Here is a 17,982-nt window from a genome sequence, read left to right on the forward strand (position 1 = left end):
CGGCGGGGCGGTGGGCCGTGGGGCCGGGCTCGGTGACGGGCGCGGACACCGCCCCGGCTGCTGCTTTCGGGCCGCCCGGCGGTGGGAATTCCGGTTCAGCCGTTGGTCCCGCGCCACTACGGTGGGGCCATGGACTCGGTCAGGCAGTTCCAGGTCACCTTCGACTGCGCGGAGCCCGCGCGGGTCGGCCGCTTCTGGTGCGCGGTGCTGGGGTACGACCCAGTGGTGCCCCGAGGGTTCGACACCTGGGAGGCGTACGAGGGTTCGCTCCCGGCGGGTGACCGGGGGGCGTGGTTCGCCTGTGCCGACCCCACCGGAGTGGGCCCGCGGCTGTACCTCCAGCGTGTTCCCGAGGGCAAGACGGTGAAGAACCGGCTCCACCTGGACGTGCGGGTCGGCACCGGCCTGGTGGGTGGGGAACGCCTCGCGGCACTGGAGGCGGAGTGCGCGCGGCTGGTCGGGCTGGGCGGGGAGCGGGTGGTGCTGCTGCCCGCCGACGGGGAGAACGAGTCGTGTCTCGTCATGCGGGACGTCGAGGGCAACGAGTTCTGCCTCGACTGAGGCGGCCGCGACCGCGACCGGGCCCGCCCGGACCGCGGGGGCGCCTGGGCGGCTGGACGCGGTGGGGACCGAGCGGGTGCGCCGCCGGGGACAGGACCGCGGAGGGGGCCGCGAGGGGTACGTCCACCGTGGGCGCCGGGAGGCCGGGCTCTGTTCCCGGTGGCTGCCGTCGTCCGTCGTCCGTCGTCCGTCGTCCGTCGTCCGTCGTCCGTTGTCCGTCGTCCGGGGCCGGTGGGGCGGAGCGGGCGCCGGGGCTTTACCGGTCGGCTTGTCGTGGCGGGGGATCCGCGACGGGGCGCCGCCGCCCTCCGCGCACACGCCCACGCTGCTCACGGCCCGTGGGCGTTCCCACCGGGACTTCAGAGGGGGCCGGGAAGCCCGGTGAGAACGCCGTCGGCCGTCACCGTGCGCGCCGGGGCCATGGGGTCCGTCGGGCGGGCCGTCGCGCACTCTCCCCGCCGGAGCGGGCGTTCGCGCCCGGGATTCCCACGATCAGTCGAGGCAGAACTCGTTGCCCTCGATGTCCAGCATCGGAATGCACGCGTCGTGGCCGTCGTACAGCGTGCGGACGTGGACCGCGCCGAGCGGGACGAGCCGGGCGCACTCCGCCTCCAGCGTGGCGAGGCGTTCCCCGCCCACCAGGCCGGTCCCGACCCGCACGTCCAGGTGCAGCCGGTTCTTCACCGACTTCCCCTCCGGAACGCGCCGGAAGCGCAGACGCGGGCCCACGCCGGTGGGGTCGGCGCAGGCGCACCACGCGTCCCGTTCCCCGGGCGGTCGCGTGTCCCGGTAGGCGTCCCACGAGGCGAATCCCTCCGGCGGCGCGAGGACGTATCCGAGCACCTCGCACCAGAAGCGCGCCAGGCGCGCGGGTTCCGCGCAGTCGACGGTGACCTGGAACCGCTTGATCGGCGTCATCGGGCCAGGGTAGGGGCGCTGTCCCGTCGACGGGCAGGGCCGGGGGCGGCGTGGGCGGCTCCCCCGGCCCGTCCGCTCAGCTCCAGGTCATGTTGATCTCACCGCCGAAGGCGACGTATCCGGCGCGACGGAAGGCCTCGGCCATCGGTACGTTGCCGAGGTCCGTGGACGCGCGGACACGGGGGACATTCCGCTCGGCGAGGACGCGGGTGCCCTCGGCGAGCAGATCGTCGACGTGGCCGTTACCGCGGTGGGCGGGGAGGACGGCGATGTAGGCGATGATCGCGTTGTAGCCGTTGTGCGCGGGCAGGACGAACCCCACCGGTTCCCCGTCGGGCAGTGTCGCGATCCGCCACCAGTCCCGAGGGCTCGTGTACTGGGCGAGTTCGTCCTCGTAGTGCCTGGTGGCCGCCTCCCGGGGGGACATCCGGGTCAGGTCGGCGCGGCCGTGGGCGTCCAGCGTGCCGTCCAGGACCAGGGCCATCAGGGACACGAGTTCCCCGGCGTCGACGACCCGCCGGAAGGCGAGCCGTCCGGTGGTCCCGGGGAGGGGGGATTCCGGACGCCATTCCAGACGCAGCCGTTCGACGAGGGGCCGGGCACCGGTCCGTTCCAGCACGGCGAGGCGGCTCTCGACGGCTTGCCGGGACGGCGTGTCCCCGCGCCAGTCCGGCGGGACGAACCGGCTGTACTCCGGGGGAGGCGAACCCGGCGCGAGGGTGGCGGCCGTGGCGGTTGCAACACCCGGCTGTCCTCGCCCTGCTGGAGCGGTTCGGGTCACCGGCCCAGATCCGCAAGGCAGGCCGCCGGCGGCTGGTCACGCTGCTGCGGCCGAAGGCGCCGCGGATGGCCGAGCGACTGGTGGAAGACATATTCACCGCGCTGGACGAGCAGACCGTGGTGGTTCCCGGCACCGAAGCGGCCGCCCTAATCGTCCCGAGCCTGGCCGGCTCGCTCGCCGCCGTCCTCGACCAGCGCAAGCTCCTGGCCAGCCGGATCGAGGAACTGCTGAAGGCCCACCCTCTTTCCCAGGTCCTGATCTCAATGCCGGGCGTCGGGATCAGGACCGGAGCCAGGATCCTCATCGAGGTCGGCGACGGCAGCAGCTTCCCCTCCGCCGCCCACCTCGCCGCCTACGCAGGGCTCGCCCCGGCAACCCGCAATTCGGGCTCCTCGATCCGAGGCGAACAGCCATCCCGGAGGGGAAACAAGCAGCTCAAACGGGCCTTCTTTCTCTCCGCGTTCGCAGCCCTGGGAGACCCGGCCTCCAGGGCCTACTACGACAAGAAGGTCAGCCAGGGCAAGCACCACACCCAGGCTCTGCTCTGCCTCGCCCGACGCCGGGCCGACGTCCTCTTCGCGATGCTCCGCGACGGAACCTTCTACGAGCCTCAACCCGCCACCGCCAGATGAGGAGGTCAAACCGATCTGTCAGTCCTCCGGCCGCAACCACTGACGAGCCGCCTCAAGCCGCCGGTCGTAATCAGGCGCGAACAGCTCGGGCAGCGCCTTGTCCAACGTCCCGGCGATCCGATGGATCGGCGCCCAGACCGCCGGATCGTCGACGACACGACTGAGGTCCGTCATCTGGAGCTTCTCCAGCCAATGCGACAGCACCAGCGCCTCATCAGCCGTGAGCTCGATCGTGATCTGACTATCGCCCATGCCCATCCCTACACCTCGGCCCCCACCCTCGACCACCCGAACCTACTGGCCTCCGGCCTTGACCAAATACATAGGGGCACCCCCCCCGGGCGGCGGACCCGTGCGCGGCGCACGGAAGCGTCCGGCGCTTCGGGCGCGGGGCGGGCCGGTGGGGCCGGGAGACGGCGGCCGTCCGGAACCGTGACGACGGATCCCGTTGCCGTGACGACGGGCGTGGTGGGCGGACCGATGCCCCCGGGTCGCCGAGGGCCGCTGCGGACTCCGGGCCGCGCCGCCGCCCCGGCCCCCGTGAGACCCGTCCGGGAGGCCATTCGGGCAGGGAGAACGCAACTTCGACAGGACCTCCGGAGGCGGCTACCTTCACCCGCGTTCCCCGTCGATCGTGAACGGCCGCACCGGAGTTCCCCGGCCGAGCCGCCCGCGACGGGGCGCGTCGGCCGTGCCCCGGGCGTCCTCGCCGCCGCACGAGCCGTCCGAGCCGCACGAGCCGTCCGAGCCGCACGAGTCGGCCGAGCCGCACGAGTCGGCCGAGCCGCACGAGTCGGCCGAGCCGTTCGCGCCGCCCGAGTCGGCCCGGACGGCACCGGGCACCCACTGAACCAGGGAGATACGCATGCCCCGTCTCGCTCTGTACACCTTCGGCGTCCTGAAGTCGCCGCTCGCCGATCCCGCCCCGCTCACGCGCGAGTTGCACGACAGGGGGGAGGTCGTCTACCGGGCGATCGGCGGGCAGTCCGGATACCTCGCGCACGCCGAAGCGGCGGACGGCGGCAGGGGAACGCACTTCGAGCTGGACTGGGGCGCGTGGGGGGAGTTCGCCGTACCGGCCTGGTACGGCAGGGGCCGTACCGCGGGGACCACCGCCCTGGCCGCGACCCTCTCGCTCTGGACCGGCCTGCGCCCCGCCTTCCGCGCCGTGCACAGCGGCCCGCACCGTGAGGCGCTGAACCGGCGTCACGACTGGTTCGAGAGGACCGGGCACCCGGCCCACGTGTGCTGGTGGGACGCCGACGGCGGGACACCGACCTGGCAGGACGGCGTGTCCCGGCTGGAACACCTCCACGCCCACGGCCCCGCGCCGCACGCCTTCACCCTCCGCCACGCGTTCGCCCCCGACGGAACGCCGACCAGGGCCACGGACGCCGGGCCGCGCGGTGACCGCGGCCGCTGATCGGAAAGCCGGAACGGTCCGGGCCCGCCGTTCGCCCGTTCGCCCGTTCGCTCGGTCGGACGGTCGGACGGTCGGACGGTGGGGGACAGGGGGCGGTGCGGGCCTGGGGCGCTCCTGGCGGGGTTGTCGATGCGACTTCTCCGATATATCGTTGAAGCATCGCGACAGATCGACGATTGAATGGAGTGGTGACCATGCGCAGCCATGGATACGAGCGGGGGCACGGCGGACACGAGTGCGGGGGCGGTCCGCATGGGCGGCGGTTCGAGGGCGGGCGCGCGGCGTTCGGGCCCTTCGGGCCGGGTGGCCCGGGCGGACCCGGAGGGCCCTTCGGGCCGGGCTTCGGTGCCGGGCCCTGGGGCGGCCGGGGCCGTGGCGGGCCCAGGGGCAGGGCGCGGCGCGGTGACGTACGCGCGTCGATCCTCGCCCTGCTCAAGGAGCGGCCCATGCACGGCTACGAGATGATCCGGGAGATCACCGAGCGCAGCGGCGGGGCGTGGAAGCCCAGCCCCGGTTCGGTGTACCCCACCCTCCAACTGCTGGAGGACGAGGGGCTGATCGTCAGCGAGAGCGAGGGCGGCAAGAAGCTGTTCTCCCTCACCGACACCGGCCGCACGGCCGCCGAAGAGGTGTCCGAGGCGCCCTGGGAGGAGGCCTCGCGCGGCGTCGACTGGGAGGCGCTGCACGACGTCCGGCAGGCCGGGTTCGGGCTGATGGAGGCCTTCGGCCAGGTCTGGAAGGCCGGCAGCAAGGAGCAGCGGGAGAAGGCCCTCGCGGTCATCGGCGACGCCCGCAAGAAGCTGTACCTCATCCTGGCCGACGAGGACTGACCCGCCGGGGCCCCTGCCCCGGATCCCGGATGCCGGGGCGCGGTGTGCAGAGTGCCCGCGGCGGCGAGACGGTGAGACGGACAGTCGTGGTCCGCCCTCGGGGGTGGGGATGGGGCTCCCCGGGGTGGGGATGCGGCCCCCGGACGGATCCCTCGCCCGGATCGGCGCCGCGTTCTCCGGAACGGAGCGGAGCGGAGCGGAAGGCGCCGCGCGGTCCCGGGGCTGGAACGGGCCGACGCGCGGGACGCGCCGGGGCGTCGGCCGCCGCGCCGGTCCCGGGCCCACGGTCCTTTTGGCCCCGGCACGGCGCCCGGGCTCGTCCCTCGACTTCCGCGCCTCCGCACGGTTCCCGGCCCGCGCCCAGCGCTCCGAAGCGCCCTCCCGTGGGCCGGGAACCCCGGGTACGCCCCGGGCCCGCAAGCCGCCGTCGCCCGTCGGCGGCGCCCCGTGTCTCAGGGCTCCCCCCGTCCGGGAGCGGGCCTGCCCCGCCCGGACCGGCAGCCCGGCGGCGCGCCGCCGGATGCGCGAGGGGTCGTACGAGGAGCGGTGACCGGGGGCGAGGCAAGGCGGCGCGCGACCGTCGGGGGGAATCGGCGTGATCTCATCCGCGAGGAGGATATTCCGGACGGCCTGATCCCCTCCCCGTGGGACGCGCGAATGCTCCCCGCCGGGGATGTGCCGGGCCGGAAGGGCTGGTGAGGTGGGTGGTGTGCAACCCCGTATCCCCCGGCAGCCGGCCGTCGCGCAGGACGGCCCTCGCCCGGCAGGCAATGACGCCGATGTCCGGTTCGGTGCCGCGCTGGCACCCGTGGTCTCCGGTGCGCGCCGAAGAGCCGTGCGGGACGGGGACCGGCAGATCGACACGGCTCATCTGCTGCACTCCCTCCTGGAGTACGACCCCGAGGCGTGCGCCGTCCTCGGGGAGGGACCGCGGCCGGCCCGTCTCCTCGGCTATCTCGTGCAGCGCAGCATCGGCTACGGGCTCCGCTGGCAGAGCGCCGTCGAGGACTCCGCAGCCCTGCCGGTGGTGATCGGCGCCGACGGCTTCTCGCCACTGGCCGCCGCCGCGATGGAGTACGCGGCCCGGCGCGCCGAGGGGCGCGGGGCGGCGTGGGCCTGCGGTCTCGATCTGCTGGCCGCTCTCGTCATGGACCCGCAGGCGCGGGCCGTGGAGGTGCTCGGCCGGGCCGCCCTCGCCCCCGACGAGATCCTGACCCGCGTCCTGGAGCGGCTCGAACCGACCCCCTGACCCGGCCCGGCGGCTCGCCGGGGCCGCCGCCACGAGTCAGGTGCCACGGGGGTGACGCTCATGTCGTCCCCTGTCATCATGTGCCCGTGCACATGTCTGACAGCGTCCGCGGCGGTCCGCGGAACGGCGTGGGGCTCGGCCTCGCGCTCGGTTCCGCGGTCGCGTTCGGCGGTTCCGGGGTGGCGGCCAAGCCGCTGATCGAAGCGGGGCTCGACCCGCTGCACGTGGTGTGGCTGCGGGTCGCGGGCGCGGCGCTGGTGATGCTGCCGCTCGCCGTGCGCCACCGCGCGCTGGTCCGGCGCTGCCCCGGGCTGCTGGCCGGGTTCGGGCTGTTCGCCGTCGCCGGGGTCCAGGCCTGCTACTTCGCCGCGATCTCCCGCATCCCCGTCGGGGTCGCGCTGCTCGTCGAGTACCTGGCGCCCGCGCTGGTGCTGGGCTGGGTGCGGTTCGTCCAGCGGCGGCCGGTGACACGGGCCGCCGCGTTCGGGGTGGTGCTCGCGGTGGGCGGGCTCGCCTGCGTCGTGGAGGTCTGGTCCGGGCTCGGCTTCGACGCGCTCGGGCTGCTGCTCGCGCTCGGCGCCGCCTGCTGCCAGGTCGGCTACTTCGTCCTGGCCGACCGGGGCGGCGACGCCGGGGACGCGGCGCCCGACCCGCTCGGCGTCATCGCGTACGGGCTGCTCGTCGGAGCGGTGGTGCTCACTGCGGTCGCCCGCCCCTGGGACATGGACTGGTCGCTGCTCGCGGGCTCCGTCCCGATGGACGGCACCCCCGTCGTCGCCGGGCTGCTGCTGGCCTGGATCGTCCTCGTCGCCACGGTGCTCGCCTACGTCAGCGGCGTGCTCTCGGTGCGGCGGCTCTCGCCGCAGGTCGCGGGGGTGGTGGCGTGTCTGGAGGCGGTCATCGCCACCGTCCTGGCCTGGGTGCTGCTCGGTGAGCACCTGTCGACGCCGCAGATCATCGGCGGGGGAGTGGTCCTCGCGGGAGCCCTCATCGCCCAGTCGTCGGCGCCCGCGCGGGGCTCGTCCGAGCCGGTGGCCGGCGGAGGGCCCGAACGGGAGCTGTCCGGGCGGAGCACGGCGGCCTGAGCGCACCGCGCGGGGGCCGCCGCCGGCCACCCCCCGTCGACGACGCCTCGATCCCCCCTCGTGCGACCGGCCGGCGTCGGCGGGGTCCTCCGGGCCGGGCGCGTCCCGCGATCCGGGTTCCCGAGGGCCGCGCCGTTCCGCGTTCCCCCCCCGCGTTGCCGCGTCGCCGTGTCGCCGAGGGGCCGGGTGATCGGTCGGCCCCGGCCGGCCGACGGGCGTGGGCCGCTGACGGCGACCGACCGTGGCCCGGACCGGCCGCTGGTGCCGTCCGGCTTTTGGGCCCGATCGGCCGTGGACCACCACTCGCCGTGGGCCGGGACCAGCCGTGGACCGTCACGGGCCGCGGATCACCACCGGCTCCGCCACCCCCGGTCGCCGCGCCGGCCGCACCGACGTCCGCCGCCTCAGCGCCCCCGCGCTCCCCGTCGCCGCCCGCCCCGCACCCTACGAAGCCCGTGCGCCCGCCGGGAGCCCCCCGGCTCAGATCACGTCGGAGGGGACCAGCGCCGCCAGATAGTCCGGCACCGGGGTCCCGGGGGCCAGGCGGGGGTCGGGCACGGGGGTGCCGTAACCCTTGCGCAGGGGCAGCAGGCCCGCCCAGTGGGGGAGGCCGTAGTCCTCGGGCTCGTCGTTCACCCCGCCGGTGCGGAGCTTGGCCGAGACCTCGTCCAGGTCGAGGCGGATGACGGCGGTGGCCGCCAGCTCCCTGCGGTCGGCCGGCCGGCAGTCGGCCGACCGGCCCGGCACCGCGTGGTCGACGAGGGCGTCCAGGGCGACGTTCCGCTCCTCGGGGTCGGTCACCTCGTGAGCGGTGCCGTGCACCATGACCGAGCGGTAGTTGACCGAGTGGTGGAAGCCCGAGCGGGCCAGCACCAGCGCGTCCACGTGCGTCACCGTCAGGCACACCGGCAGCCCCGGGTCGGCCCGGCCGGTCATCAGCAGCGGGCGCGAGCCCGTCGAGCCGTGCACGTAGAGGCGCTCGCCGACCCGGGCGTACAGCGTCGGCAGCACCACGGGCGCGCCGTCGCGCACGAAGCCGAGGTGGCAGACGTATCCCTCGTCGAGTATCGCGTGCACCACCTCCCTGTCGTACGAGGCCCGGCCCGGGGAGCGGGAGGGCACCGTGCGGTCGGTGGGGGTGTAGGCGGCCGGTCCGGGCGGTGCCGTCCCGGCGCGCGGTGGCCGGGCGGGCGCCGGGTGTCCGCCGGGCGCGGTGCCGTCCGCGCGTGGGCCGGGTGCCGCCGGTTCCTGGGTACCCATGGCGTCCTCCATTGCACTAGTGCATAATGTTGTTTGTGCTAGGAGAGTATCGGATCACGGGGCGGGGCGCGGCGGAGATTTCCGCGAGCGTCGAACGAGCTGTGGGCGCGGGGCGGTTGGAGCCCGGGCAGGCCCTGCCGCCGATGCGGGAGCTGGCCGAGCGGCTCGGGGTGAACCCCAACACCGTCGCCGCCGCCTACCGCACGCTGCGCGAGCGCGGAGTCATCGAGACGGCCGGGCGGCGGGGCAGCCGGGTGCGGGCGAAGCCGGCCACCACCGGGCGGGGCTTCATCCGGGTCGAGGTGACCGAGGGGGTGCGCGACGTGTCCGAGGGCAATCCGGACCCGGCGCTGCTGCCGCCACTGGGTCCGGCGTTCGCCGCGGCGGCGGCCGAGGGCGACCGCAGCCCGGTGCTCTACGGGCAGGAGCCCGTGGAGCCCGAGCTGGCCCGTCTGGCCAGGGCCGACATGGACGCCGACGGGGTCCCGGAGGGGCCCGTGGCGGTGGCGTCCGGTTCGCTGGACGCGCTGGAGCGGGTGCTCGCCGCCCATCTGCGGCCCGGTGACGTCGTCGCCGTCGAGGACCCCGGCTGGGGCGGCCTCCTCGACCTCGTCCCCGCCCTCGGCCTGCGCACGGCCGCCGTCGGTGTCGACGAGGAGGGGCCGCGCCCCGACGAGGTGCGCCGCGCGCTGGCCGCCGGTGCCCGGGCCCTCGTCGTCACCGATCGCGCGCAGAACCCGACCGGCGCCGCGCTGAGCGCCGCCCGCGCACGGGCCCTGCGGCGGGTGCTGCGGGAGCATCCGCAGACCCTGCTCATCGAGGACGACCACGGTCACCGGATCGTCGACCTGCCCCTGCACCCCCTGGCCGGAACGACGCACCACTGGGCCTTCGTGCGCTCCGCCGCCAAGGCGTGCGGCCCCGACCTGAGGCTCGCGGTGCTGACCGGGGACGGTGTCACCCTCGACCGGGTGCGCGGCCGGCAGCGGCTCGGCCCGGGCTGGGTCAGCCGCGTCACCCAGCGCGCGGTGGCCCGGCTCTGGGCCGACGGCGCGGTGGACACCGTCGCGGTGGCCCGGGCGTACGGGGCCCGGCGGAACGCGCTGCTGGAGGCCCTCGCGGAGCGCGGGGTCGAGGCCCACGGACGCAGCGGGATGAACGTGTGGGTCCCCGTGCCGGACGAGACCGGCGCCGTGGCCCGGCTGCTGCAGGCGGGATGGGCGGTGGCCCCCGGCGCCCGCTTCCGGGTCGCCGCCCCGCCCGGCGTCCGGATCACCGTCTCCACGCTGGCCGAGGAGGAGGCCGGTGCCCTCGCCGACGCGGTCGCCTCGGCGCTGGGGCGCGGTGCGGGGCCGAGCCGCGCCTGACGGGTGCCCGGCGCGCCGGTCCGCGCGGGGCACCCGCGCGTGCCGGGCGTCGGCTACGGCCGAGGGGTCGGCTGCCGGGTCTCCCGCTGCGGCGCCCGCCGGTGCGGTGCCCCTTGGCGGGGTACCGCCTGCCGCGCGCGCTCGGGGCGCGTCGTCCCGTGGTCGGGGCCCTTCAGACCCGGTGCGTCCTGTTCCGGTGCGGCCCGGTGCGGTGCCTCCCGCCCGTTCGCCCGCAGCCGCGACGCCGCTGCCGCGGGGGCGCGCCCGGCCCTGGGGTGGGCCTGGGTCAGGGCCGCGCCCGCGAGCACGACCGCCGCCCCGACCGGCGCGGACCACGACAACTTCTCACCGAGCAGCAGCACCCCGGCCGCCGTGGCGATCACCGGCGTGAAGTAGGTGACCATCTGCGCCGTCGTCGGGCCGACCTCGGCGACCAGGTCGTACTGGACCAGGAAGGCCAGGCCGGTGCCGAGGGCACCCAGAGCCATGACCGCCAGCACCGGCGCCACCGGAAAGGCCTCCGGCATCGAGGTGAACAGCGGTGTCACCACGGCCAGTTGCGCCGTCGCCAGCAGCAGTTGCGCGCCGGACAGCGACAGGTGGGAGTGACGGGAGCCGGCCAGAGTGCGCCGCACGTAGATCCAGCCCACCGGATAGCAGAACGACGCCCCCAGGGCCAGCGCGGTCCCCTTCGGGTCCAGGCCGTTGAAGCCCTGCCAGACGCCCAGCACCGTCAGCACCCCGAGGAAGCCGATGCCCAGCCCCGCCACCCGGACCCGGGTCGGCCGGTCCTCCGAGAGGGCGACCAGGGAAAGGGCCATGCCCCACAGCGGTGAGGTGGCGTTGCAGATGCCGGCGATCGAGGAGGGGATCGTCAGCTCCGAGAAGGCGAACAGGGAGAAGGGGAGCGCGTTCAGCAGGAACCCCGCGACCGCGAGGTGCGCCCAGGTCCGCCCGCCGCGCGGCAGCCGCTCCCGCCTCACCGCCATGGCCGCGGCGAGCACCGCCGTGCCGAAGGCCAGCCGGCCCAGCGTGACCTGGAACGGGGCGAAGCTGTCCGTGCCCACCTTCATGAACAGGAAGCTGAATCCCCAGACGAGGGAGAGGGCGCCGAAGCGCACGCGCCAGTCGAAGAGGCGGCGGGGAGCGGCGGGGTCGGTGGTGATGCTGCTGGTCATGAGGGCAACGATGCGGCAAGCCCTCTTCGTAGCACAATCGAATCTTCGCACTGGGTATCTCGTAGTATCGCTTATATGTTGAACCTGGAGCGCCTTCGCACCCTCGACGCCCTCTCCCGGCACGGCTCGGTCAGCGGCGCGGCCGGGGCGCTGCACATCACCACGTCGGCCGTCTCCCAGCAGATGTCCAAACTGGAGCGCGAGGTCGGACAGCGGCTGCTGGCGAAGAACGGCCGGGGGGTGCGCCTCACCGACGCGGGACGGCTGCTCGCCGAGCACGCGGCGCGCATCCTCTCCCAGGTGGAGCTGGCCGAGGCCGACCTGGAGGCGCAGCGCGGACAGGTCGCCGGAGAGCTGCGGCTGGCCGCCTTCCCCACCGCCGCCCGCGGACTGTTCCCCGCCGCGCTGGCCGCCCTGCGCGCCGAGCACCCGGCGCTGCGCCTGCGCTCCACTGAGCTGGAGCCCGAGCGGGGGGTGGCGGGTGTGGTGCGCGGCGACTTCGACCTGGCGGTCGTCCTGGACTGGTACAACAAGCCGATGCCGCTGCCCGACGGGCTGGTCAAGGCGCCCCTGCTGGACGACCCGGCCGATGTGGCGATGCCCGCGGGCCACCGGCTGGCCCACCGGGAGGAGGTGGACCTCGCGGAGTTCGCGGACGACGAGTGGATCACCTGGGGCGAGGGGGAGTTCTGCCACGAGTGGCTGATGTTCACCCTGCGCTCCCGGGGCATCGAGCCCATCCTCGGCCACCGCGCCGCCGAGACGCACACCCAGCTCGGGCTGGTCGCGGAGGGGCTCGGGGTGTGCATCGCCCCGCTGCTCGGCCGCCATCCGATGCCCGCCGGGGTCGTCACGCTCCCGCTGCGCCAGCGGGTGCGCCGGCATGTGTACGTCGTCTGGCGGGCGGACGCCGACCGGCGGCCCTCGATCCGGGCGGCGGTCGGGGCGCTCCAGGCCGTGGCCGGGCGGCTGGGCTGAGAGGCCCGCCGCCGGAGGAACGCGGGGGCCGCACGCCCCGGCAGGATGTACGGCCTGCCGGGACGTGCGGCCCGGGGTGTGCGGCGGTCGGCCGCCGGAGGGTCCGCGCGGGTGATCAGCGGATGTCGACGTCGATGCAGGCGTAGAAGGCGTTCGCGGTGTCGGCGATGTTCCACACCGCCAGGACCTTCTGCTTGCCCGTGATCGAGCCGAAGTTCACCTGGTGGGTGACGGTCGCGCCCGGCTGACGGCCCCCGTCGTTGAACTCGGCGACCTTGGTCGCGCCGACGTAGTACTGCCAGGTGCTGGTGGCGTGACGCGCCGTCAGGCGCCAGTTGAAGGCCGTGGTCCGGGAGACGGGCGTGACCTTCCAGCCCTTCGCGTCGTTGTCGAGGTCCGCGAAGGCGGCGTTTCCGCCGCTGCAGCTGCGCAGCCCCTTGGGGCCCTCGACGCTCTGCGGCTCCCACTTGATGGAGCCGCAGGAGACGGTGCCCGCCGCGCACTGGGCCTGACGGCTGGGGGGCGAGGTGATGTAGCCGTGCGCCTGCGCCGTGCCGGCCGACAGGCCGACCGTCAGGAGCGGGGCGATACCGGCACCCAGAACGATGGCCAGCGTCCTCTTGTTCCTCATGGGTTCTCCTTGGTGGGGGGATATGAGGTCGCGCACCGGGCGCGCCGTGGCGGCGCCCGACGGGAGAGCGGCACGTCCTGGGGACGGACCGCCCGCGCGTGTCGTACGTGGGGAGGGGGGTGACGACCGCGCGGTACTGCCGCTCTGTTCTTGGTCTAGACCATACGGACCGGAAAGAAGGGGTCAAGGGTGCCGGAGGGAGGGAACCCGGGAGGCGCCCCTTTCGCGTCAGTCGCCGACAGGGGGCGCGGGCGTGGTTTAGGCGCAGGCCCGGCGGCGCCTCCGCGCGGGCCGGTGCTCACCGTCCCACCGTCCGAACGCGCCGTCATCCGGCCGGAATTCATCCCTCCGATCCCTGCGCCGGAGACCCCGGCGGAGACGGCCGGGGGAGGGTTCCCGGCCAACTGACCGGTCGGGCACGGTGGTGCCCGGGTGGGGCCGGGGTGGGGCCGGGTGCCCCGGCCGGACGCCGCACGGCGCGCCCGGTCGCAGCGGGACCGCGGCGGCCGTCGCGGGGAAGAGCCGCGGGGGCGGGGCGGCGCAGCCCCGTCGCCCCGCGCCGCGTCGGGACGGCGGACGCCCGGCCCGGACGCCGGCGACGCGGCGGGCGGACCGGGCGTGACGGGAGTGATGGGGGTGGCAGATGCGACGGTGCGACGGGAGCGACGGGAGCAACGGGAGTGACGGGAGCGTCGGAGCCGTGCGGCCCTGGGGGCCGTCGAGGGCGGGGCCGTGCGGCCTCCTTGAGGGAGTGCGCCGGGAGGGGCGCCCCCGGACCGGTCCTCAGGAACCCACAAGAAGCGGCCGGTCAGCCGCCCAGCAGCTCGATGACCGCCCGTACCGCCTCGGCCACCGGCTGCCCCACGGCTCCCAGGGTGCTGACGACGCCGGCGACGGTCACCAGGGCCCGGTGGCGTTCCTGCGCGGAGACGGCTGCCGCGGGGTTGAGGGCGGGGAGCGAGTCGGCGACGAGCTGCGCGTTGGGCCCGTCGAGCCGGACGCGCAGGTCCTCGATCATCCGGTGGAGTTCACCGATGGCCGTGACCACGGCGGGCGCCAACTGCTCGGCCCCGTTGCCGTTCTGGTGCTTGACCATGCCGATGCTGTCCCGGGTGCCGTGCATGTTCACGGAATCGCCGTAGTAGTAGTGGTTCCCGCTCATGCTGCCTTCCCCACGTTTCCGCTGCCGCCGTACATGTTGACGTTGTCACCGAAGTAGTAGTTGTTCGGTGAGTGGGTGATGCACTCGACCGTCACCCGGAACTCCGTCTCGGGATGGTCGATGGCGTGGGAGATGTCGCCGACGAGCCGGTCCAGGTGGTGCGGGTGCACGCTCGTCACCACTCCGGTGGACGCCCCGGCGGTCTCGACGGCCAGCACGTAGTAGGACTTGGCGGTGAGCACCGTGATCAGGTCGACGGCGCAGAGCGCCACGACCCCCAGCGCGAGGAACCAGAGCCAGCCCAGCAAGGGGCTGCTGCCCTCGCTGAGGGCGGAACCTATCGCCGCGGGCAGCGAGATGATCACCGCCACGGCGACCGTCATGCCGACCCGCCTGACGAAGCGCAGGACCGCCTCCTTGCGCTTCGGCCGCAGAGTGAAGGTGTGGACCCGGGCGATGTTGTGCAACGGGTAGGCCGCCCGGCCGATCCACAGGGTCCTCTTGCTGATGCGCAGTTCCACGGAGGCGGCGAGCCCTGCGGGTGGCGGGGGCGGGACAAGTCCCGTGGGCGGCGGGGGCGGTGGGGGCCCGGCGGACAGGGGCGGGTGCCCGGGGCGTTCCGGTGGTTGGACGGCCGCCATCCTTCCTCCTTGGGAAGAGGGCTGAGGGTACGAGTGGGGAAAGGGCCCTCCGGCACCTCGACGGGTGGGAAGGAAGGCTCACAGTACGCCACAAGTGCCGTGCGGCGGCGTGGAGTTATTCGTCGCTGCGGTCCGGACGGAGCGCGTTCCGGGACCAGTGCGTCCGGAGCGGAGGACGTTCCGGCGGGAAGCGGGAAGCGGGAAGCGGGAAGCGGGAAGCGGGAAGCGGGAAGCGGGAGCCGGGGCCCGCGGGCCGGAGGGCGTGGAGGGGGGCCCGGACGGTGGCGGCCTCCGTCGGCCGTCCCCGGCGGGACGGCCGACGCCGTGCCGGGGACCCGTCCCGGACGGTGCGGTCCGTGGACCGGGCAGCCGGTGCGGACCCCGGCGGCGGAGTCAGTAGTAGACCGCGATCCGGCCCCGGGGTCCGTCGACGACCTCCACGGGGGTGTCGAAGATGTCCGTGAGAACGTCGTCGCGCATGATCTCGTCCGGGCCGCCGAAGTGGCGCACGGTCCCGTTCTTGACCGCGCAGATGCGGTCGGCGTAATGGCCCGCGAAGTTGATGTCGTGCAGCACGATCACGATGGTGCGTCCCAGCTCGGCGGCGGCGCGCCGCAGGTGCTGCATCATCTGGACGGAGTGCCGCATGTCGAGGTTGTTGAGCGGTTCGTCCAGCAGCAGGTAGTCGGTGTCCTGGGCGAGCACCATCGCGACGTACGCCCGCTGACGCTGGCCGCCGGAGAGTTCGTCGAGGTAGCGGCCCTCCAGTTCGCCCAGTCCCAGGAAGTCGATGGAGCGGCTGATGACCTCCTCGTCCTGGCGGGTCAGACGCCCCTGCGAGTGGGGGAACCGCCCGAAACCGACGAGCTGGCGCACGGTGAGGCGGGTGACGAAGTGGTTCTCCTGGCGCAGGATCGAGACGATCCTGGCGAGGTCCTTCGAGTCGGTGCGGACGATGTCGTAGCCGGCGATCTCGATCGTCCCCGAGTCGATGCCCAGCAGCCGCCCGATCATCGTCAGCAGGGTCGACTTCCCGGCGCCGTTGGGCCCGACGAGCGCGGTGATGCCGCCCGCCGGGATGGTGAGGTCGACGGGGCCGATCGCGACCTCGCTGGTGTACCGCTTGGCGACCCGGGTGAGGGTGATCACAGCCGTCCCTTTCGCAGGATGTGGACGAGGAAGAACGTGCCACCGACGATCTCGATGATCACGCCGACCGAACCGGCCGCGTAGAAGAGGTGCTTGAGGACGAAGTAGGCGCCGCCCAGCACGACGACGCCGGTGAGCCAGGCGACGGGGAACACATAGCGGTGGTCGTGGGTGTCGGCGAGCTGGTAGGCGAGCATCGCGACGAGGAACCCGAAGAACGTCATCGGTCCGATGAGCGAGGTGGAGACGGCCATCAGGACCGCGACGAGCAGCAGCACCGCGATCGTCCGGCGGCGGTGGTTCAGCCCGAGGTTGGTGGCGGCCTCGCGGCCGAGCGCGAGCACGTTCAGCCGGCGGCTGCCCGCCCACAGCAGCCCGCCCGCGACGGCGGCGACCGGGAGCGAGACGGCCAGGTAACTGGCGTCGGCGTTGGCGATGCTGCCGATCAGGCGCGCGGTGAGCACGTCGAACTCGGTGGGGGTGAGCAGCCGTTGCATGAAGGTGGCCAGCGCCCCGAGGCCGCCGCCGAGGATGATCCCGATCAGCAGCATGATCTGGAGGTTGCCGTACTTGCCCGACAGCAGCCAGCTGTAGAGCAGGGCGGCGAAGGCGACCATGAGCACGACCTGCGCCACGAACTGCCACACGCCCTGCACGGCGGTGATCCCGGCGGTGCCGAGGAAGAAGACGGCGCCGGTCTGGACCACCCGGTAGAGGGACTCGAACCCCATGATCGAGGGGGTGATGATGCGGTTGTTCGTCACCGTCTGGAACGCGACCGTCGCCAGCGCCTGGCAGAACGCGACGACGACGATGATGACGACGCTCGTCGCCCGCAGTTCGGCGATGCGCCGGAAGCCGGGGGTGCCGAAGGGCATCGGGTTGTCCCAGGCCAGGATGCCGATCACGACGAGCACGCTGAGCGCTGCCAGCGTGCCGAGGACGCCCCAGTACCGGCGCCGCGCCCGCGCCGTGGGCAGCGCGCCGGAGCGGCGGTCCCGGCGGGGCGCGGGGGGGAGGACCGGGGAGGTGGGGGCGGTGGGGGCGATGGTGCGGTCAGCCATGGCGACGCTGCCTCAGCAGGAGGGAGATGAACACGACCGAGCCGACGACCGCGAGGATCAGCGCGACCGGCACCTCGAAGGGCATGACGATCAGGCGGCCGATGATGTCGCAGACCGTCACCGAGGCGATGCCGGCCAGGCACACCCAGGGGAGGTTCGAGCGGAGGTCGTCGCCGCGGAACAGGGAGACCACGTTGGGCACGATGAGGCCGAGGAAGGGCAGATTGCCGACGACGACCGTGACGATGCCGGTGGCGAGGGCGATGAGCCCGGTGCCCAGCAGCACGACCCGCTGGTAGTTCAGACCGACGTTGGTGGCGATGTCCTGCCCGAGCCCCGCCACGGTGAAGCGGTCGGCGGCGACGAACACGGCCACCACGACGACCGCGACCACCCACAGCGGTTCGTACTGGCCGCGCAGCACCGAGGTGAACGAGCCGAGGAACCACACGCCCATGCTCTGGAGCATGTTCGTGGACAGCGCGATGTAGGAGGAGACCGCGCCGACCACGGCGCCGAGCATCATGCCCACGATGGGGACGATGATCGAGGAGCGCAGGGTGATCCGGCGCAGGAACAGGAAGAAGACCATCGTCCCGGCGAAGGCGGTGACGACCGCGCCGGTCATCTTCAGCAGCAGCGACGCCCCGGGCGCGAGGATCGTGATCAGCAGCAGCCCGAGCCCGGCCCACTCCGTCGTGCCGGTGGTGGTCGGTTCGACGAAACGATTCTGCGTGAGCTGCTGCATCACCAGGCCCGACATCGCCATCGCCGCTCCGGCCAGCACGAGCGCGATGGTGCGGGGGACACGGGTGATGGCGAACATCTCGGCCCCGTCCTCCCCGCCGAAGATGTCGTAGACCCCGATGAAGAGGGACAGGACGACCAGGCCCGCGGTCACGAGCAGGCCGATCAGCAGCGGCCAGGTGAACAGGCGGGTCGCGGGAACGCGGGCACGCGAGTGCCCGGCGTCCGGGCGTGGGTGGCGCTCGGCTGCCGGGGCGTCGTGGAGCGGGACGGTCATGCGGGTGCGCTCTCGGTCGGGGACGGGGCGGTCCGGCCGGGGCCGGGGC

Annotated in this window: 18 protein-coding genes and 2 pseudogenes; 9 read left to right on the forward strand and 11 right to left on the reverse strand. The window is 74.1% G+C overall.

Translation table 11 applies throughout. From position 1 onward, the window contains the following. Window positions 1-129: 129 nt before the first annotated feature. A complete protein-coding gene (locus GTY84_RS14575) occupies window positions 130-561 on the forward strand; it encodes a VOC family protein (protein ID WP_161226688.1) in 432 nt (143 codons plus the stop codon). 492 nt (window positions 562-1,053) lie between these two features. Here GTY84_RS14575 and GTY84_RS14580 read toward each other — a convergent pair whose 3' ends face one another. Together GTY84_RS14580 and GTY84_RS14585 are read right to left on the reverse strand one after the other, a co-directional pair. Further along, window positions 1,054-1,479, reverse strand: coding sequence for a VOC family protein (locus GTY84_RS14580; RefSeq protein ID WP_161226689.1), 426 nt, complete (start codon window positions 1,477-1,479; stop codon window positions 1,054-1,056). Window positions 1,480-1,555: 76 nt separating this feature from the next. After that, window positions 1,556-2,221 (reverse strand): annotated as a pseudogene (locus tag GTY84_RS14585) (GNAT family N-acetyltransferase); the annotation flags it as partial. Between GTY84_RS14585 and GTY84_RS14590 the strand changes: the two are divergent. Further along, a pseudogene (locus tag GTY84_RS14590) lies at window positions 2,206-2,892 on the forward strand (transposase); the annotation flags it as partial. The pseudogenes GTY84_RS14585 and GTY84_RS14590 overlap by 16 nt on opposite strands. A gap of 18 nt (window positions 2,893-2,910) precedes the next feature. On the opposite strand, the gene GTY84_RS14595 reads toward GTY84_RS14590, so the two are convergent. Beyond that, a complete protein-coding gene (locus GTY84_RS14595) occupies window positions 2,911-3,150 on the reverse strand; it encodes a hypothetical protein (protein ID WP_202551147.1) in 240 nt (79 codons plus the stop codon). Between the two features lie 433 nt (window positions 3,151-3,583). Here GTY84_RS14595 and GTY84_RS14600 point away from each other — a divergent pair, with 433 nt between their 5' ends. From GTY84_RS14600 to GTY84_RS14620, 5 genes are all read left to right on the forward strand, one after another. Continuing rightward, window positions 3,584-3,742 (forward strand): hypothetical protein, encoded by a 159-nt coding sequence (locus GTY84_RS14600; RefSeq protein ID WP_161226690.1) that lies wholly within the window; start codon window positions 3,584-3,586, stop codon window positions 3,740-3,742. A gap of 15 nt (window positions 3,743-3,757) precedes the next feature. Then, a complete protein-coding gene (locus tag GTY84_RS14605) occupies window positions 3,758-4,315 on the forward strand; it encodes a DUF3291 domain-containing protein (protein ID WP_161226691.1) in 558 nt (185 codons plus the stop codon). 194 nt (window positions 4,316-4,509) lie between these two features. Next, on the forward strand, window positions 4,510-5,145 hold the full coding sequence (locus GTY84_RS14610) for a PadR family transcriptional regulator (protein WP_161226692.1): 636 nt from the start codon (window positions 4,510-4,512) through the stop codon (window positions 5,143-5,145). Window positions 5,146-5,854: 709 nt separating this feature from the next. After that, the gene (locus tag GTY84_RS14615; protein WP_161226693.1) at window positions 5,855-6,394 is read left to right on the forward strand and encodes a Clp protease N-terminal domain-containing protein; all 540 of its coding nucleotides are present in this window, start codon (window positions 5,855-5,857) and stop codon (window positions 6,392-6,394) included. Between the two features lie 92 nt (window positions 6,395-6,486). Then, the gene (locus GTY84_RS14620) at window positions 6,487-7,479 is read left to right on the forward strand and encodes an EamA family transporter (protein WP_202551160.1); all 993 of its coding nucleotides are present in this window, start codon (window positions 6,487-6,489) and stop codon (window positions 7,477-7,479) included. Window positions 7,480-7,959: 480 nt separating this feature from the next. Here the strand turns inward: GTY84_RS14620 and GTY84_RS14625 are convergent, their stop codons facing one another. After that, the gene (locus GTY84_RS14625) at window positions 7,960-8,739 is read right to left on the reverse strand and encodes a pyridoxamine 5'-phosphate oxidase family protein (RefSeq protein WP_161226695.1); all 780 of its coding nucleotides are present in this window, start codon (window positions 8,737-8,739) and stop codon (window positions 7,960-7,962) included. A gap of 35 nt (window positions 8,740-8,774) precedes the next feature. Between GTY84_RS14625 and GTY84_RS14630 the strand changes: the two genes are divergently transcribed. After that, window positions 8,775-10,106, forward strand: coding sequence for an aminotransferase class I/II-fold pyridoxal phosphate-dependent enzyme (locus GTY84_RS14630; RefSeq protein ID WP_345943433.1), 1,332 nt, complete (start codon window positions 8,775-8,777; stop codon window positions 10,104-10,106). Window positions 10,107-10,159: 53 nt separating this feature from the next. Here GTY84_RS14630 and GTY84_RS14635 read toward each other — a convergent pair whose 3' ends face one another. Next, on the reverse strand, window positions 10,160-11,284 hold the full coding sequence (locus tag GTY84_RS14635) for a DMT family transporter (protein ID WP_161226697.1): 1,125 nt from the start codon (window positions 11,282-11,284) through the stop codon (window positions 10,160-10,162). A 75-nt stretch (window positions 11,285-11,359) separates the two neighbouring features. Between GTY84_RS14635 and GTY84_RS14640 the strand changes: the two genes are divergently transcribed. After that, on the forward strand, window positions 11,360-12,262 hold the full coding sequence (locus GTY84_RS14640) for a LysR family transcriptional regulator (RefSeq protein ID WP_161226698.1): 903 nt from the start codon (window positions 11,360-11,362) through the stop codon (window positions 12,260-12,262). Window positions 12,263-12,377: 115 nt separating this feature from the next. Here GTY84_RS14640 and GTY84_RS14645 read toward each other — a convergent pair whose 3' ends face one another. The 6 genes from GTY84_RS14645 to GTY84_RS14670 form a co-directional block, all read right to left on the reverse strand. Next, complete coding sequence (locus tag GTY84_RS14645) at window positions 12,378-12,893, reverse strand: lytic polysaccharide monooxygenase auxiliary activity family 9 protein (RefSeq protein ID WP_161226699.1); 516 nt, start codon at window positions 12,891-12,893, stop codon at window positions 12,378-12,380. An 808-nt stretch (window positions 12,894-13,701) separates the two neighbouring features. Further along, entirely contained in the window at window positions 13,702-14,055 is a 354-nt protein-coding gene (locus tag GTY84_RS14650; RefSeq protein WP_161226700.1) for a hypothetical protein, read from the reverse strand. Beyond that, window positions 14,052-14,576: a DUF6232 family protein gene (locus tag GTY84_RS14655; RefSeq protein ID WP_345943434.1), complete on the reverse strand. Its 525-nt coding sequence runs from the start codon at window positions 14,574-14,576 to the stop codon at window positions 14,052-14,054. The genes GTY84_RS14650 and GTY84_RS14655 overlap by 4 nt, the downstream gene beginning before the upstream one ends. 513 nt (window positions 14,577-15,089) lie before the next feature. Further along, entirely contained in the window at window positions 15,090-15,845 is a 756-nt protein-coding gene (locus GTY84_RS14660; protein WP_161226701.1) for an ATP-binding cassette domain-containing protein, read from the reverse strand. Continuing rightward, the gene (locus GTY84_RS14665) at window positions 15,842-16,909 is read right to left on the reverse strand and encodes an iron chelate uptake ABC transporter family permease subunit (protein ID WP_161226702.1); all 1,068 of its coding nucleotides are present in this window, start codon (window positions 16,907-16,909) and stop codon (window positions 15,842-15,844) included. Before GTY84_RS14665 ends, GTY84_RS14660 begins: the two co-directional genes overlap by 4 nt. Then, on the reverse strand, window positions 16,902-17,933 hold the full coding sequence (locus GTY84_RS14670; protein ID WP_161226703.1) for an iron chelate uptake ABC transporter family permease subunit: 1,032 nt from the start codon (window positions 17,931-17,933) through the stop codon (window positions 16,902-16,904). Before GTY84_RS14670 ends, GTY84_RS14665 begins: the two co-directional genes overlap by 8 nt. Window positions 17,934-17,982 lie beyond the last annotated feature (49 nt).

Origin of the sequence: Streptomyces sp. SID8352, assembly GCF_009862265.1 — a bacterium.
GTDB lineage: Bacteria > Actinomycetota > Actinomycetes > Streptomycetales > Streptomycetaceae > Streptomyces.